The organism is Nocardioides sp. NPDC087217 (genome assembly GCF_044744805.1).
GTDB lineage: Bacteria > Actinomycetota > Actinomycetes > Propionibacteriales > Nocardioidaceae > Nocardioides.
This window is the reverse complement of the sequence record NZ_JBIUZB010000002.1, coordinates 1,419,825-1,434,294: the sequence shown is the minus strand read 5'-3', so window position 1 is coordinate 1,434,294 and position 14,470 is coordinate 1,419,825. Positions and strand designations below refer to the sequence as shown.

The window sequence follows — 14,470 nt, the reverse complement described above, 5'->3', positions numbered from 1 at the left end:
GGCTCTCGCGCGTGACTGCCTACGAGTTCCGCCAGGTCGACGTCTTCACCAACGAGCCGCTGCTGGGCAACCCGGTCGCCGTCGTGCACGGCGCCGACGACCTCACCGACGAGCAGATGGCTGCCTTCGCGCGGTGGACCAACCTGTCCGAGACCACGTTCCTGCTGACGCCGACGGACCCGGCTGCCGACTACCGGCTGCGGATCTTCACGGTCAGCGGCGAGCTGCCGTTCGCGGGCCACCCGACGCTCGGGTCGGCGCACGCCTGGCTGGAGGCGGGCGGGAAGCCGAAGGGCGCCAGCCTGGTGCAGGAGTGCGGCGTCGGTCTGGTCGAGCTGCGCCGTGAGGAGCGGATCGCCTTCGCTGCGCCTGAGCTGATCCGGGGCGGCGAGGTCGACGAGGAGACGCTGGGAGCCATCGCGAAGGGGCTGCAGATCTCTCGGGACGACATCCAGGGCGCGCGGTGGTGCGACAACGGGCCGGGCTGGGTCGGGGTGATGCTCGCCGATGCGGAGGCCGTATTGGCCGTGACGCCCGACCACGCCGCTCTGGGGAGTCACAAGGTCGGCCTCGTCGGGCGCTACCCCGAGGGCAGCGAGTGCGCGGTCGAGGTCCGGGCGTACTTCCCGGCCGACGGCGTCGCCTTCGAGGACCCGGTCACCGGGTCGCTCAACGCCGCGCTGGGGCAGTGGCTCGCCGGGTCGGAGCTACCGGAGGCATACGTCGCCTCTCAGGGGACCGTCATGAAGCGGCGGGGGCGTGTGCACGTCGAGCGGATCGAGGACCAGGTGTGGGTGGGCGGAGACACGCTGACCACCATCCGAGGGACGGTCGAGCTCTGAGCCGAGCTCTGACCTAGGCTGGGGCCGTGCAGTCCTACCTCGACCTGTTGACCCGCATCCTCGACGAGGGCGTGGAGAAGTCCGACCGCACCGGGACGGGCACGATCAGCGTCTTCGGTCACCAGACCCGCTACGACCTCAGCCAGGGTTTCCCGCTGCTGACGACGAAGAAGGTCCACACCCGCTCGGTCTTCGGCGAGCTGCTCTGGTTCCTGCGCGGCGACACCAACGTGCGCTGGCTCCAGGAGCGCGGCATCACGATCTGGGACGAGTGGGCCGACGAGAACGGCGACCTGGGCCCGGTCTACGGCTACCAGTGGCGCTCCTGGCCGACTCCCGACGGGCGCCACGTCGACCAGATCGCCAAGATCATCGACCAGATCCGCACTGACCCCGACAGCCGCCGCCACGTCATCAGCGCCTGGAACCCGGCCGACATCGACGACATGGCGCTGCCGCCATGCCACACGCTGTGCCAGTTCTACGTCGCCGACGGCAAGCTGAGCCTGCAGCTCTACCAGCGCTCCGCTGATGTGTTCCTGGGGGTGCCGTTCAACATCGCCTCCTACGCCCTGCTGGCCCACATGGTCGCTCACGTGACCGGGCTCGAGGTCGGTGACTTCGTGCACACGCTCGGCGACGCCCACCTCTACAGCAACCACCTCGAGCAGGCCCGCCTCCAGCTCACCCGCGAGCCCAGGCCGCTGCCGACGCTGCGGCTCAACCCGGACGTCAAGGACATCGACGCGTTCGAGCTCGAGGACATCACGCTGGAGGGCTACGACCCCGCCCCCGCCATCAAGGCTCCCGTTGCCGTCTGAGGCCGGTTCGGGGCGCGTCGTGATGGTCGCCGCCGTCGCCGACAACGGCGTCATCGGCAACGGTCCCGACATCCCCTGGAAGATCCCCGGCGAGCAGGCCGAGTTCAAGGCGATCACGATGGGCCACACGCTCGTCATGGGCCGCACCACCTTCGAGTCCATCGGCCGCCCCCTCCCGGGCCGCACGACGGTCGTCCTGACCACCGACGAGAACTGGGCGTACGACGGTGTCCTGGTCGCCCACGACATCGACTCCGCTCTCGCCCTGGCCGCAGCGGAGCAGGGCGACATCGTCATCGCAGGGGGCGCGCAGGTCTATGCGGCCGCCTTCGCGTACGCCACCGAGCAGGTCATCACCCGGGTCCACCTGACCCCGGAGGGCGACGTCCTCTACCCGGACTTCGACGAGACGGAATGGGTCGAGACGAAGCGTGAGCCCCACGAGGCGTACGACCGGGTCTTTCTCAGTCGTGTCGAGCTCCGGGCATCGACGACGTCTTGATGCGCAAGCGCCTCGACTAGCGGCAGGGCAGTGCGATCTCGCCCGCTATGACTGAGGATCCGAGCTTGTGAAGGCTTCACAAGCTCGGATCCTGAGTCATAGTCGCCCCATCGCGGGTTGTTGCTGCGACCCGGCCGATCCGGTCGGATCATCGATGTCGGTGCTCGCACGTACGTTCGGCGTATGTGGATCACTACGACCGAGGCCGTGCTCCGGCTCGCCGACGTGCACCTGTTGGGCGAGGCCCAGGCGAAGCGGGTGCTGCGCGCGGGGCTGGCCGGTCCGCGGCACCGGGTCGGGTCGGCGTACTTCTACGAGAACGAACGGTTCGAGGAGCTGCTCGCGCGGCCGAGGTGCAGCGACGAGGTGCTCGACCGGTGGCGACCGTTCATCGCGCGGATCGGGCGCCAGCGACCTCTCGACCTGAAGGCGACATGGGAGGAGCAGGCCACCGTGGTGGCAGGAGACTGGCACCTGCCCCTACTGACGGCCTTCCAGATCGCCGCCCGCAAGCCCCTTCCGCTCGTGGCGACGCTCGGGGCCTGGGCGGTCTTCACCGCCGACCTCGTCGGCCTCGAGCGATCAGACTTGCGGCTCGAACCGCCAGGGGACTGGGCGGCGGACTTCACCAACACCTGGCTCCCGATCGAGAACGGGCCGACCTGGACGATGTGGGGAGCGCCCGTGACGACAGCGCCGCGAGCCGATCCGCTGAGTGCCCACTACCAGGCGCAGGTCATGGCCGAACGAGAGCGCCGTGAGCTGAGCTCCACAGCCCGCCTTCGCTCCCTGACGCGCGAGTAGGTGCCTCGCCCCTCTAAGGTAAACGGCATGGAGCTGCGCATCTTCACCGAGCCCCAGCAGGGGGCGTCCTACGCCGACATCCTCGCTGTCGCCAAGAAGGCCGAGGAGCTGGGGTTCGGGGCGTTCTTCCGCTCCGACCACTACCTGAAGATGGGCTCGGTCGACGGACTGCCCGGACCGAGCGACGCGTGGACGACGCTCGCCGGCCTGGCCCGCGACACGAGCACGATCCGGCTCGGCACCCTGGTCACCTCGGCGACCTTCCGCCTCCCGGGTGTGCTGGCCATCCAGGCTGCCAACGTCGACGACATGTCCGAGGGCCGGGTCGAGCTCGGCCTGGGAGCGGGCTGGTTCGAGCAGGAGCACGAGGCGTACGGGATCCCGTTCCCGGCCCTGGGGGAGCGGTTCGACCGGCTGGAGGAGCAGCTCGAGATCATCACCGGGCTGTGGGCGACCGAGCCGGGAGAGACCTTCGACTTCAACGGGAAGCACTACACGATCAAGGAGAGCCCGGGCCTGCCGAAGCCGATCCAGACCCGTGGCCACGCCGGCTCGATCCCGGTGATCGTGGGCGGTGGCGGCAAGAAGCGTACGCCGACGCTGGCCGCGACCTTCGCCGACGAGTTCAACGCCGCGTTCGTCTCCGTCGAGGAATCCCAGGCGCTGTTCGAGAACGTCGGGCGCTTCGTCGAGGCGGCGGGCCGGGACGACTCGATCATCTACTCCGCCGCCCAGGTGCTCTGCGTCGGCCGCGACGAGGACGAGATCGCCCGCCGGGCGCAGGCGATCGGCCGCGAGCCCGCCGAGCTGCGTGAGAACGGTCTGGCAGGCACCCCGGACGAGGTGGCCGCCAAGATCAAGCGGTTCGAGGACGCCGGCGCGACCCGCATCTACCTCCAGGTGCTCGACCTGAGCGATCTCGACCATCTCGCACTCGTAGCCGACGAGGCCATGCAGCGCGTCTGACGATAGTCTGTACGCCATGACTGATGCTCCCTTCGGCACCGTGCTCTCCGCACTCGTCACGATGTTCAACGACGATGGCTCGGTCGACCTGGAGCAGACCCAGAAAGTCGCCAAGCACCTGGTCGATCACGGCCACGACGGCATCGTCGTCTCCGGCACCACCGGCGAATCGCCGACCACCACTCCGGCCGAGGACGGCGAGATCCTGGCCGCGGTCAAGGACGCCGTCGGCGACCGCGCCAAGATCGTGGCCGGAATCGGCACCAACGACACCCGCACCACCGTCGAGCTCGCCAAGCAGGCGGCGTCGGTCGGCGCCGACGGCCTGCTGCTGGTGACGCCCTACTACAACAAGCCGGGCGAGCGCGGCATCCGCGAGCATTTCCGCACCGTTGTCTCGGCGACCGACACCCCGGTCATCCTCTACGACGTCCCCGGCCGCACCGGCTCCCCGATCACCCTCGACACCTACCGCGAGGCGATCACTTGTGACACCGTCGTCGCGGTCAAGGAGGCCGCCGGCGACTTCCCGCGCGGCACCAGGCTGCTCGACCTCGGCTACTCGATCTACTCCGGTGACGACGCGCTCACCCTCGCCTGGCTGGCGCACGGCGCCGTCGGCGTGATCAGCGTCGCCGCCCACGTGCTCGGCGACCAGACGCGGACGATGATCGACGCCTTCGCGGCGAGCGACATCGAGACCGCCCGCAAGACTTATGCGCGGATGCTCCCCGCGATCGACGCCATCATGGGCGTCCCGAACTACGGAGCCACCACTGCCAAGGCCGCTCTCGAGCTGACCGGCGTGATCGACAACCGCAACGTACGAGGGCCCCTGGTGGCTCTCGACAGCGACGAGGTCGAGGCGCTGCGAGCCGGGCTGGAGGCCTCTGGCCTTCTCTAGAAGGAACGCCTTTGTCTCACCCACACCCGGAGCTGACCGAACCCGGCAAGCTCCCCAAGGGCGGCCTGCGGGTCACCCCTCTCGGCGGCCTCGGCGAGGTCGGCCGCAACATGACCGTCTTCGAATACGACGGCCGGCTGCTGATCGTCGACTGCGGTGTGCTCTTCCCCGAGGAGCAGCAGCCCGGCGTCGACCTGATCCTGCCCGACTTCGGCCCGATCCGTGACCGCCTCGGCGACATCGAGGCGCTGGTCCTGACCCACGGTCACGAGGACCACATCGGCGCGACGCCCTACCTGCTCCGCGAGCGTCAGAACATCCCGCTGGTCGGCTCCGAGCTGACCCTGGCCCTGCTCGGCTCCAAGCTGCGCGAGCACCGCCTGCGCGAGACGGTCCAGCACAAGGTACGCGAGGGCGACACGATCTCCTTCGGGCCGTTCGAGCTCGAGTTCGTCGCGGTCAACCACTCCATCCCGGACGCGCTCGCGGTCGCGATCCGCACCGGCGCCGGCCTCGTGCTGCACACCGGCGACTTCAAGATGGACCAGCTGCCGCTGGACGGCCGGATCACCGACCTGCGCGCGTTCGCCCGGCTCGGCGAGGAGGGGGTGGACCTGTTCCTCACCGACTCCACCAACGCCGAGGTCCCCGGCTTCACGACCGCCGAGAAGAAGATCGCGCCCGCGATCGAGCAGGTCTTCCGCGAGTCCGACCAGCGCATCATCGTGGCCTGCTTCGCCTCCCACGTGCACCGCGTCCAGCAGGTGCTCGACAGCGCCGTCGCACACGGCCGCAAGGTGGCGTACGTCGGTCGCTCGATGGTCCGCAACATGCAGATCGCCTCCGACCTGGGCTACCTGCACGTGCCCGAGGACGTCATCGTCGACGCCAAGGAGCTCGCCGAGCTGCCGCCGGAGCGGGTCGTCATGGTCTCGACCGGCTCGCAGGGCGAGCCGATGTCGGCGCTGTCGCGGATCGCGAACGGCACCCACAACTTCGTCCACATCGAGCCGGGCGACACCGTCCTGCTCGCCTCGAGTCTGATCCCGGGCAACGAGAACTCGGTCTACCGGGTGATCAACGGCCTCGCCCGCCTCGGCGCCAACGTGGTCCACAAGGGCAACGCCCTGGTGCACGTCTCCGGCCACGCCAGCGCCGGCGAGCTGCTCTACTGCTACAACATCGTCCGCCCGCGCAACGTGATGCCCGTCCACGGCGAGGTGCGCCACCTGCTCGCCAACGGCGACCTGGCCCGCCAGACCGGCGTTGAGAGCGTCGTCTACGCCGAGGACGGCGTCGTCGTCGACCTCATCGACGGCAAGGCCGAGATCGCGGGCAAGGTCGAGTGCGGCTACGTCTTCGTCGACGGCACCACCGTCGGCGACGTCACCGAGTCCGAGCTCAAGGACCGCCGCATCCTCTCCGAGGAGGGCTTCGTCTCCATCATCGTCGTGGTCGACTCGGTCAACGGCACCGTCGCCAGCGGCCCCGAGATCCACGCCCGCGGCCACGTGTGGCCGGACAATGCCTTCGAGCCGATCAAGCAGCCGATCGTCAAGGCGGTCAACCGGGCCATCTCGGAGGGTGCGACCGACACCTACCAGCTGCAGCAGGCCATCCGGCGTACGTTCGGGCGCTGGGTCTCCAGCACCCACCGTCGCCGCCCGATGATCGTCCCGGTCGTCATCGAAGCCTAGAGCGCCAGCAGCACGCCAGCCGTGATCAGCGCCTGGCCGACGTGATAGGTCACCATGATCTGCACGTTGGTCAGGCGCGGCGGCTCGTTGCCGTGCTCGGCGAGGTTGATCCCGATCAGGGTGTCGCTGACGACGAAGATCAGCGCGCCCACGGCGATCCACACGCTCCCGGTCATCCAGCCGAGCACGAGCATGGTGGCGATCACCAGCGAGTACGCGGCCAGGGCCGCAGCCGTCGGCACACCGCCCATCTGACGGGCGCCCCCGAGCACCCGGCCCATCGGGATCGCCAGCACGACCGCGACCACGACTCCGGCCCAGGACCACGCGGGGGTCTCCAGACCGAGGGCGAGGAAGGTCACGGCGTACGCCAGATGGCCGACGAAGAAGAACGCCACTCCGCCGAGGAAGCGCCGGGTGGAGGCCCCGATCATCGAGATGTCGCCGAGCATCCCGAAGAAGAGCGCGACGATGAGCCACCACGCTGCCGGCTCGCCGTCGCTGACGAGCCCCACCAACACCATCAGCCCCACCATCACCAGGGGCTTGGTGACGTAGTGGATCCGCCGCCAGCCGAACCACACGCAGATCCAGTCCGCCACGGCATCGGCGGCGGTGAGAAGGGCGATGAGGACTGCGAGGCTCTGCATGGCGGCAAACTACACCGATGCAACACACCCCCATGGGGTCCCGGAGCCAGGCCGCTCGGTCAAATACCCTGCTTGTATGGCGACCCGTACGTCTTCCCCGCCGGGTTCGCGGAGCTCGACCACCACCAAGAGCACCCGTCCCCGGAGTACGACCACGACAAAGCGAGCAACGGCCACGAGCCGGGCCCGCTCAAAGGCAGCGCCGAACAAGGGCCAGAACAAGCGCCGTCCCGCCGCAAAGTCGACCAACCGGAAGACGACGAACCGTACGCCACCTCGTGCCGTGCGCAACGGGCCCAGCCCGATCGCGGTCCTCTTCGATGCCATCTTCTCGACCATCGCGAGCCTGTGGCTGGCGATCGCCGGGGGAGTGGCGGCCATCTTCCGCGTCGGTGGCCAGGCCGCCAGCGACCTCGAGCCGGAGCACCGGCGCGACGGCGTCGGCCTGTTCCTGATCGGCCTCTCCGTCCTCGTCGCCGCCGGCGTCTGGTTCCAGCTCGGCGGGCAGTTCTTCGACGTTGTACGCATCGCCGTGGCCGGCGTCGTCGGCAAGGTCGGCTGGCTGGTGCCGGTCGGGCTCGTCGTCGCCGGTGCCCGGCTGATGCGCGACCCGGTCAACGCCGCTCCGGTCGGCCGGCTCGCGATCGGCTGGGCCGCGTTCCTGATGGCCACGCTCGGCATCATCCAGATCGCCAACGGCAACCCGCAGCCCACCTCGGGTGACAGCACCGAGCTGCAGTGGGCCGGCGGTGCGATCGGCTACGTCGTGGCCAGCCTGCTGCTCGACGTGCTGCGCTCGACGGCCGTGGTCGTCGTACTCCTGTCCCTTCTGGTCGTCTTCGGGATCCTGGTGATCACCGGGACCCCGCTCTACCAGGTGCCGAGTCGCCTGGTGGAGCTGCGCGACCGGGCGCTCGGCCTGACCCCGCCCGAAGAGATGAGCGAGAGCGGCACCAACATCCGGCGGGTGCGCCGGGGCAACAAGCTCTTCGCCGACGACGACACCTTCGACCCGGAGGGCTTCGAGCCCTACGAGACGCCGCTCCTCGAGGAGGAGAAGCCGAAGAAGAAGCGCAAGAAGGATGGGCTCGACATCGCGCTCGCCCTCGACGAGGACCCGGACGCCGACACCCAGCCCGACGAGGCCGTGCCCAGCGATGCGGCGGGCCTCATGCCCGCGGTCTCCGACGGGGCACCGAGGCCCGGTCAGAAGCGGGGCCCCAAGGGCGACCTCGAGCCGCCGCCGCACGCCGAGCTGCCGCAGCGGGTCGAGCAGCTGATGCTCGCCGGTGACGTCGCCTACACGCTCCCGGGCAGCGACCTGCTCAAGCCCGGCTCGCCGCACAAGGCCCGCTCCAAGGCCTCCGACGACATCGTCAGCCGGCTCCAGGCGGTGCTCGAGGAGTTCAACATCGATGCCGCGGTCACCGGCTACACCCGTGGCCCGACGGTCACCCGCTACATCGTGGAGCTCGGCGCCGGCGTGAAGGTCGAGAAGATCACCGGCATCCAGAAGAACATCGCCTACGCGGTGGCCTCCGCGGACGTACGCATCCTCTCGCCGATCCCCGGCAAGTCGGCCGTCGGTGTGGAGATCCCGAACATCGACAAGGAGATCGTCACCCTCGGCGACGTGCTCCGCTCCAACGCCGCGCGCGGCGACCACCACCCGATGATCACCGGCGTCGGCAAGGACGTCGAGGGCGGCTTCGTCGTCGCCAACCTCGCCAAGATGCCCCACCTGCTGGTCGCGGGTGCGACCGGTTCGGGTAAGTCGTCCTTCATCAACTCGATGATCACCTCGGTGCTGATGCGGGCCACACCCGACGAGGTGCGGATGATCATGGTCGACCCGAAGCGGGTCGAGCTCAACTCCTACGAGGGCGTGCCGCACCTGATCACGCCGATCATCACCAACCCGAAGAAGGCCGCCGAGGCGCTGGCCTGGGTCGTACGCGAGATGGACATGCGCTACGACGACCTGGCCAACTTCGGCTTCCGTCACGTCGACGACTTCAACAAGGCCGTCCGTGCCGGGAAGGTTCAGCTCCCGCCCGACTCCGAGCGGGTCCTGTCGCCCTACCCCTACCTGCTCGTCATCGTCGACGAGCTCGCCGACCTGATGATGGTCGCCCCGCGCGACGTCGAGGACGCGGTCGTACGTATCACCCAGCTCGCCCGCGCCGCCGGCATCCACCTGGTGCTGGCGACGCAGCGGCCCTCGGTCGACGTGGTCACGGGTCTGATCAAGGCCAACGTGCCCTCGCGGCTCGCCTTCGCGACCTCGTCGCTGGCCGACTCGCGCGTCATCCTCGACCAGCCCGGTGCGGAGAAGCTGGTCGGCCAGGGTGACGGGCTGTTCCTGCCGATGGGCTCCTCCAAGCCGATCCGTGTGCAGGGCTCCTGGGTCTCGGAGTCGGAGGTCAACGCGGTCGTGAAGTCGGTCAAGGGACAGCTCGAGCCGTCCTACCGCGACGACGTGACCGCCCCGGCGGAGTCCAAGCGGGTGCTGGACGACGACATCGGCGACGACATGGACCTGGTCATCCAGGCGATCGAGCTGATCGTCTCGACCCAGTTCGGGTCGACCTCGATGCTGCAGCGCAAGCTCCGCGTCGGGTTCGCCAAGGCCGGTCGCCTGATGGATATCCTCGAGTCGCGCGGGGTGGTCGGTCCTTCCGAGGGCTCCAAAGCACGCGACGTACTCGTCAAGCCGGACGAGATCGACGGCGTCATCGCAACAATCCAGGGGGAGATGTGAGCGAGAATTCACCGGCGGTCGAGACCGTCGACCCTGCCGAGACCGTCGAGACCCACGACGTCGACGTCGTCGAGGTACGCCGCAACGGCCGCCTCGCGCTGGTGGTGGCGCTCGCGTCGCTGCTCGTCGGCATCGCCTTCGTGCTGCGCGGCGGCATCGAGGGCTATCTGGTCGGCCTGATCCTGCTCGTCGTCGCGGCGGTGCAGGGCTGGACGGCCTGGGACTCGCGGATGCCGCTGCTGCTCGTGGACGAGCAGGGCGTACGTCTCCGCTTCGGCCAGACCTGGCAGGGCATCCCGTGGTCGAAGATCGAGTCCGTCGAGCACACCCCGCGTCCGGACGGGATCGAGCGGTTCTGGAAGGACGGCCGCATCGGCGTGCTGCTGTACGACGAGGACGAGGTGCTCGAGGAGCTCTCGCCGACCGCCCGGCGCCAGGCGATGCTGACCGAGCGCCTCTACGGCCTCCCGTTCTCGCTCCCGCTCGGTCTCTCCACCCGCGTCCTGGGCGCCGGTGACGACGTCACCGAGGCCATCGCGATCGTCGCCGCCGACGGCGTCGAGGTCGTCGAGATCGACCCCGCGCTCGACGTCGAGGAGCCGGAGACGGACACCGACGAGAGCGCCGAGGACCACCCTGCCGATGTCGCCTCGGACGACGGTGACACCGCGGTCCGTCCGCCCCTCTCCGAGCGGGCCGGAGACACCAACCCCCGGATGCTCCGGGTCTTGGACGAGCCTGATATCAATGCCGCAGACGTGGTGGACGAGGCGGAGCAGGACCAGGTGGACCGGGACACGAACCAGGACGAGACGACGCCGAAGACCGACCCCGAGCCCGAAGTGAATCTCGTGGCAGAGGCGAAGGCGGAGCCGGTCGCACCGCTGCGCGAGCCCTCCACGGCGGTCCGGGTGGACGTACGCTACGTGCCCGAGGAGCCTCAGGAGACCATCGCCATCCACGGCGCGAACGCGCTCCAGTTGGACCTCGCGGAGGCCGCGTTCGCCGACGCGGAGATCGATGACTCGGATGTCGACGAGGACGTCGACGAGGACCTCGAGGACTCCGAGCCCGAGGGCGTACGTGCGATCGCGGTGCCCGACGAAGGCGTCAAGGCGCTGGCCCCTTCGACAAGCTCAGGACACCGCATCGACGGCGTCGACGACGAGCCCACCGAGGTGGTGCCGGCCAAGGTCCCCGAGATCGGTGCCGAGATCGCCGCGGCCCGCCGCCGGCTCGCCCTGGACATGGACGGCCTGGCCGAGTGGACCCGGATCCGTCCGCACGTCATCGAGGCGATCGAGGTCGACGACTTCGGCCCCTGCGGCGGCGACTTCTACGCCCGTGGCCACCTGCGTACGCTGGCGCGCGTCCTCGGCATCGAGGTCGCCCCTCTGCTGCGCACCTATGACGAGAAGTACGCCTCCGGCCCGGTCAGCCCGCGCGCCGTCTTCGAGGCCGAGCTCGCCCACAGCGCCGCGATCCGCCCGGTCCGGCGCATGCGTGGCGGTCCGTCCTGGTCGGTCCTGGTCGCCGCGGTGATGGCGGTCATCCTGGTCTGGTCGGTCGCGCGCCTGGTCATCGACGGCACCCAGCACGAGCCCGAGGCCGGAGCGATCCAGCTCGACGGCTCTGCCGGCACCGACAGCCCCTACGGCAAGTCCTCGCCCGTACCGGTGACCATCTCCGCCGCAGGTGGCGGTGCCCACGTGGTCGTCCGCGACTCGCGAGGCAAGGTGGTCTTCAGCGGCGACCTCGCCTTCGGTGAGTCCAAGGAGCTCCAGGTCACCCCGCCCCTGCGCGTACAGACCTCCGACGGGTCCCTCAAGGTCGCCGTCGGCGACGGCAAGGCCAAGGCTCTCGGCAAGACTGGCGACGCCGCTCAACGCACCTACACCGCCAACTAGCACGCGCCTTCCCCGCCGAGTCGGCTCGTCATGACGAGCCGACTCGGCGCTGTTTTCGGTCAGAACGCGCCGACTCGGCGGGTTGTTAAAGAGATCGGGATTTGGTGACGCGGGTCACATCGGGTTTGGGACCATGACATCCGAGAGAGCGCTCTCACGAGTCGCCAGACTCATCGCTCATTCATCGGGAAGCGAGTCATCATGAGAAGTCTCAAGGCATTAGGAGCCGCTGTGGTCGCGGCCGGCGTGGTCGCCGTGGCGATCCCACTGACATCCTTCGGGCAGGCGTCCGAGGCGTCGGAGCCGGGCACACCGGCCGGCTGGACGAAGGTGTGGAGCGACGACTTCACCGGTGCGGCCGGGTCGCGGATCAACACGAACAACTGGATGTACGACATCGGCCACTCCTACCCGGGCGGCGCGGCCAACTGGGGCACGGGGGAGATCGCCTACCACAGCGACAGCACCCAGAACGTCTACCAGGACGGCAACGGCAACCTGGTCATCAAGCCGATCCGCGACGGCGCCGGCAACTGGACCTCCGGGCGCATCGAGACCACCCGTACCGACTTCCAGCCGCCCTCGGGCGGCGTGCTCCGCGTCGAGGGCCGCATCCAGATGCCCAACGTCACCGGCGCGGCGGCCCAGGGCATCTGGCCGGCGTTCTGGATGCTCGGAGAGCCCTTCCGCGGCAACTACTGGAACTGGCCGGGCATCGGCGAGATCGACATCATGGAGAACGTCAACGGGGCCAACCAGGTGTGGGGCACGCTGCACTGCGGCACCTCGCCCGGCGGCCCGTGCAACGAGACCACGGGCCTCGGCGGGACCCTCCAGGGCTGCCCGGGCTCGACCTGCCAGTCGTCGTTCCACACCTACGCGATGGAGTGGGACCGCAGCACCAGTCCGCAGCAGATCCGGTTCTACGTCGACAACACGCTCTACCACACGGTCCGCTCGGACCAGGTCGACGCGACGACCTGGAACAACGCGACCAACCACGGCTTCTTCATCATCCTCAACGTCGCGATCGGCGGCGGCTGGCCCGGCAACCCGACCTCGGCGACCGCCTCCGGCGTGCCCATGCTGGTCGACTACGTCGCGGTCTACTCCAAGGGCGGCGGCACCACCGAGCCGACCGACCCGCCCGCCCCGGGCAACCGGGACGCCTACTCCACGATCCAGGCCGAGTCCTACAACGCCCAGAGCGGCACCCAGACCGAGGCGACCGCCGACACCGGCGGCGGTCAGAACGTCGGCTATCTCAGCAACGGCGACTGGCTCCGCTACGACGGCGTGAACTTCGGTTCCAGCGCCGCACACACGTTCTCCGCGCGGGTCGCCTCCGGTGCGCCGGCGGGGGTGAGCGGCCTGGTCGAGGTACGCCTCGACAACGTGAACAACGCCCCGATCGGCAGCTTCTCGGTGGCCAACACCGGAGGCTGGCAGAGCTGGCGTACGGTCCCGGGCAGCATCAGCGGGGTGACCGGAACGCACACGGTGTTCCTGCGGTTCGCCAGCGGTCAGCCGGCCGACTTCGTCAACCTCAACTGGTTCACGTTCTCCCGGTGAGCGGGAGGCGATAGGTTCCACTCATGAACGAGACCCCGGCCGGCCGACCGACGCTGGAGACGGTGGCCCGGGCGGCCGGGGCCTCGCGAGCGACGGTCTCGCGCGTCGTCAACGGCTCCACGACCGTACGTCCCGACGTCGCCGAGAGCATCCGCCGGGCCATCGCCGACCTCGGCTACGTGCCGAACCCGGCGGCGCGGAGCCTGGTGACGCAGCGTACGGACTCCATCGCCCTGATCCTGCCGGAGTCCGCGACCCGGGTCTTCTCCGACGACGCCTTCTTCCCCGGCGTGATCCGGGGTGTCGGGGAGGCGCTGGAGAGGGCGGACAAGCAGCTGGTGCTGCTGCTCGCCTCGACGCAGTCGAGCCACGACCGGATCCTGCGCTACGTCCACGGCCGCACCGTCGACGGCGTCGTGCTGGCGTCGATGCATGGGGCCGACACCCTGCCCGAGGAGCTGCGGGCGGCGGGCGTCCCGGTCGTCACCAGCGGACGGCCGCTGGGGGAGGCGACCGTGCCGTACATCGACGTCGAGCACGCCAGCGGCGTGGAGGCGGCGATGAACCACCTCATCGGTCTCGGCCGGCGCCGGATCGCGACCATCTGCGGGCCGCAGGACATGGTCGCCGGGCGCGAGCGCCTGGCGGGCTACCTCACCGGTCTGCAAGCCTTGCCGGGGGCGGTTCCGCTGGTCGAGGAGGGCGACTTCATGCGCCAGTCGGGCATCGACGCGATGGAGCGGCTGCTGCAGCGCGATCCCGGCATCGACGCCGTCTTCGCGGCCTCCGACCTGATGGCCGACGGCGCCCTGCGCACGCTGCGCCGGCTCGGCCGCCGGGTCCCCGACGACGTGGCGGTGATCGGGTTCGACGACGTCGAGGCGGCCCGGTTCACCGACCCGCCGCTGACGACGGTGCACCAGCCGATCCACGAGATCGGCACCCGCCTGGCCCAGCAGATCCTCTATCTGGTCGCGGGGGAGGACGTCGAGCCCTCCGTCGTGCTCCCGACGAGGCTGGTGATCCGCGAGTCCGCCTGAGCCG

The 14,470-nt window shown here is 69.5% G+C and carries 12 protein-coding genes; 11 read left to right on the top strand and 1 reads right to left on the bottom strand.

The genetic code is table 11. The features are described from left to right. Positions 1-11 precede the first annotated feature (11 nt). From ACIO3S_RS14300 to ACIO3S_RS14270, 7 genes are all read left to right on the top strand, one after another. Positions 12-842: a PhzF family phenazine biosynthesis protein gene (locus ACIO3S_RS14300; RefSeq protein ID WP_400464544.1), complete on the top strand. Its 831-nt coding sequence runs from the start codon at positions 12-14 to the stop codon at positions 840-842. A 26-nt stretch (positions 843-868) separates the two neighbouring features. After that, positions 869-1,663, top strand: a complete 795-nt coding sequence (locus tag ACIO3S_RS14295; protein WP_400464541.1) for a thymidylate synthase — start codon at positions 869-871, stop codon at positions 1,661-1,663. Beyond that, positions 1,653-2,165, top strand: coding sequence for a dihydrofolate reductase (locus ACIO3S_RS14290; protein WP_400464539.1), 513 nt, complete (start codon positions 1,653-1,655; stop codon positions 2,163-2,165). Before ACIO3S_RS14295 ends, ACIO3S_RS14290 begins: the two co-directional genes overlap by 11 nt. A 183-nt stretch (positions 2,166-2,348) precedes the next feature. Beyond that, a complete protein-coding gene (locus ACIO3S_RS14285; protein WP_400464536.1) occupies positions 2,349-2,969 on the top strand; it encodes a hypothetical protein in 621 nt (206 codons plus the stop codon). A gap of 27 nt (positions 2,970-2,996) precedes the next feature. Next, positions 2,997-3,935 (top strand): LLM class F420-dependent oxidoreductase, encoded by a 939-nt coding sequence (locus tag ACIO3S_RS14280; RefSeq protein WP_400464533.1) that lies wholly within the window; start codon positions 2,997-2,999, stop codon positions 3,933-3,935. 16 nt (positions 3,936-3,951) lie between these two features. Further along, positions 3,952-4,839 carry a 4-hydroxy-tetrahydrodipicolinate synthase gene (gene dapA / locus ACIO3S_RS14275; protein WP_400464530.1) on the top strand — a complete coding sequence of 296 codons (888 nt, stop codon included), beginning with the start codon at positions 3,952-3,954 and terminating at the stop codon, positions 4,837-4,839. An 11-nt stretch (positions 4,840-4,850) separates the two neighbouring features. Continuing rightward, positions 4,851-6,536, top strand: coding sequence for a ribonuclease J (locus ACIO3S_RS14270; protein WP_350718289.1), 1,686 nt, complete (start codon positions 4,851-4,853; stop codon positions 6,534-6,536). On the opposite strand, the gene ACIO3S_RS14265 is transcribed toward ACIO3S_RS14270, so the two are convergent. Further along, complete coding sequence (locus ACIO3S_RS14265) at positions 6,533-7,186, bottom strand: lysoplasmalogenase (protein ID WP_400464527.1); 654 nt, start codon at positions 7,184-7,186, stop codon at positions 6,533-6,535. The two genes, ACIO3S_RS14270 and ACIO3S_RS14265, sit on opposite strands and share 4 nt — an antisense overlap. Positions 7,187-7,262: 76 nt before the next feature. Here ACIO3S_RS14265 and ACIO3S_RS14260 point away from each other — a divergent pair, with 76 nt between their 5' ends. From ACIO3S_RS14260 to ACIO3S_RS14245, 4 genes are all read left to right on the top strand, one after another. Next, positions 7,263-9,947 carry a DNA translocase FtsK 4TM domain-containing protein gene (locus ACIO3S_RS14260; RefSeq protein WP_400464524.1) on the top strand — a complete coding sequence of 895 codons (2,685 nt, stop codon included), beginning with the start codon at positions 7,263-7,265 and terminating at the stop codon, positions 9,945-9,947. Beyond that, positions 9,944-11,854, top strand: coding sequence for a helix-turn-helix domain-containing protein (locus ACIO3S_RS14255; RefSeq protein ID WP_400464521.1), 1,911 nt, complete (start codon positions 9,944-9,946; stop codon positions 11,852-11,854). The genes ACIO3S_RS14260 and ACIO3S_RS14255 overlap by 4 nt, the downstream gene beginning before the upstream one ends. Before the next feature lie 201 nt (positions 11,855-12,055). Then, positions 12,056-13,426 (top strand): glycoside hydrolase family 16 protein, encoded by a 1,371-nt coding sequence (locus ACIO3S_RS14250; protein ID WP_400464518.1) that lies wholly within the window; start codon positions 12,056-12,058, stop codon positions 13,424-13,426. Positions 13,427-13,449: 23 nt separating this feature from the next. Beyond that, positions 13,450-14,466 carry a LacI family DNA-binding transcriptional regulator gene (locus ACIO3S_RS14245; protein ID WP_400464515.1) on the top strand — a complete coding sequence of 339 codons (1,017 nt, stop codon included), beginning with the start codon at positions 13,450-13,452 and terminating at the stop codon, positions 14,464-14,466. Positions 14,467-14,470 lie beyond the last annotated feature (4 nt).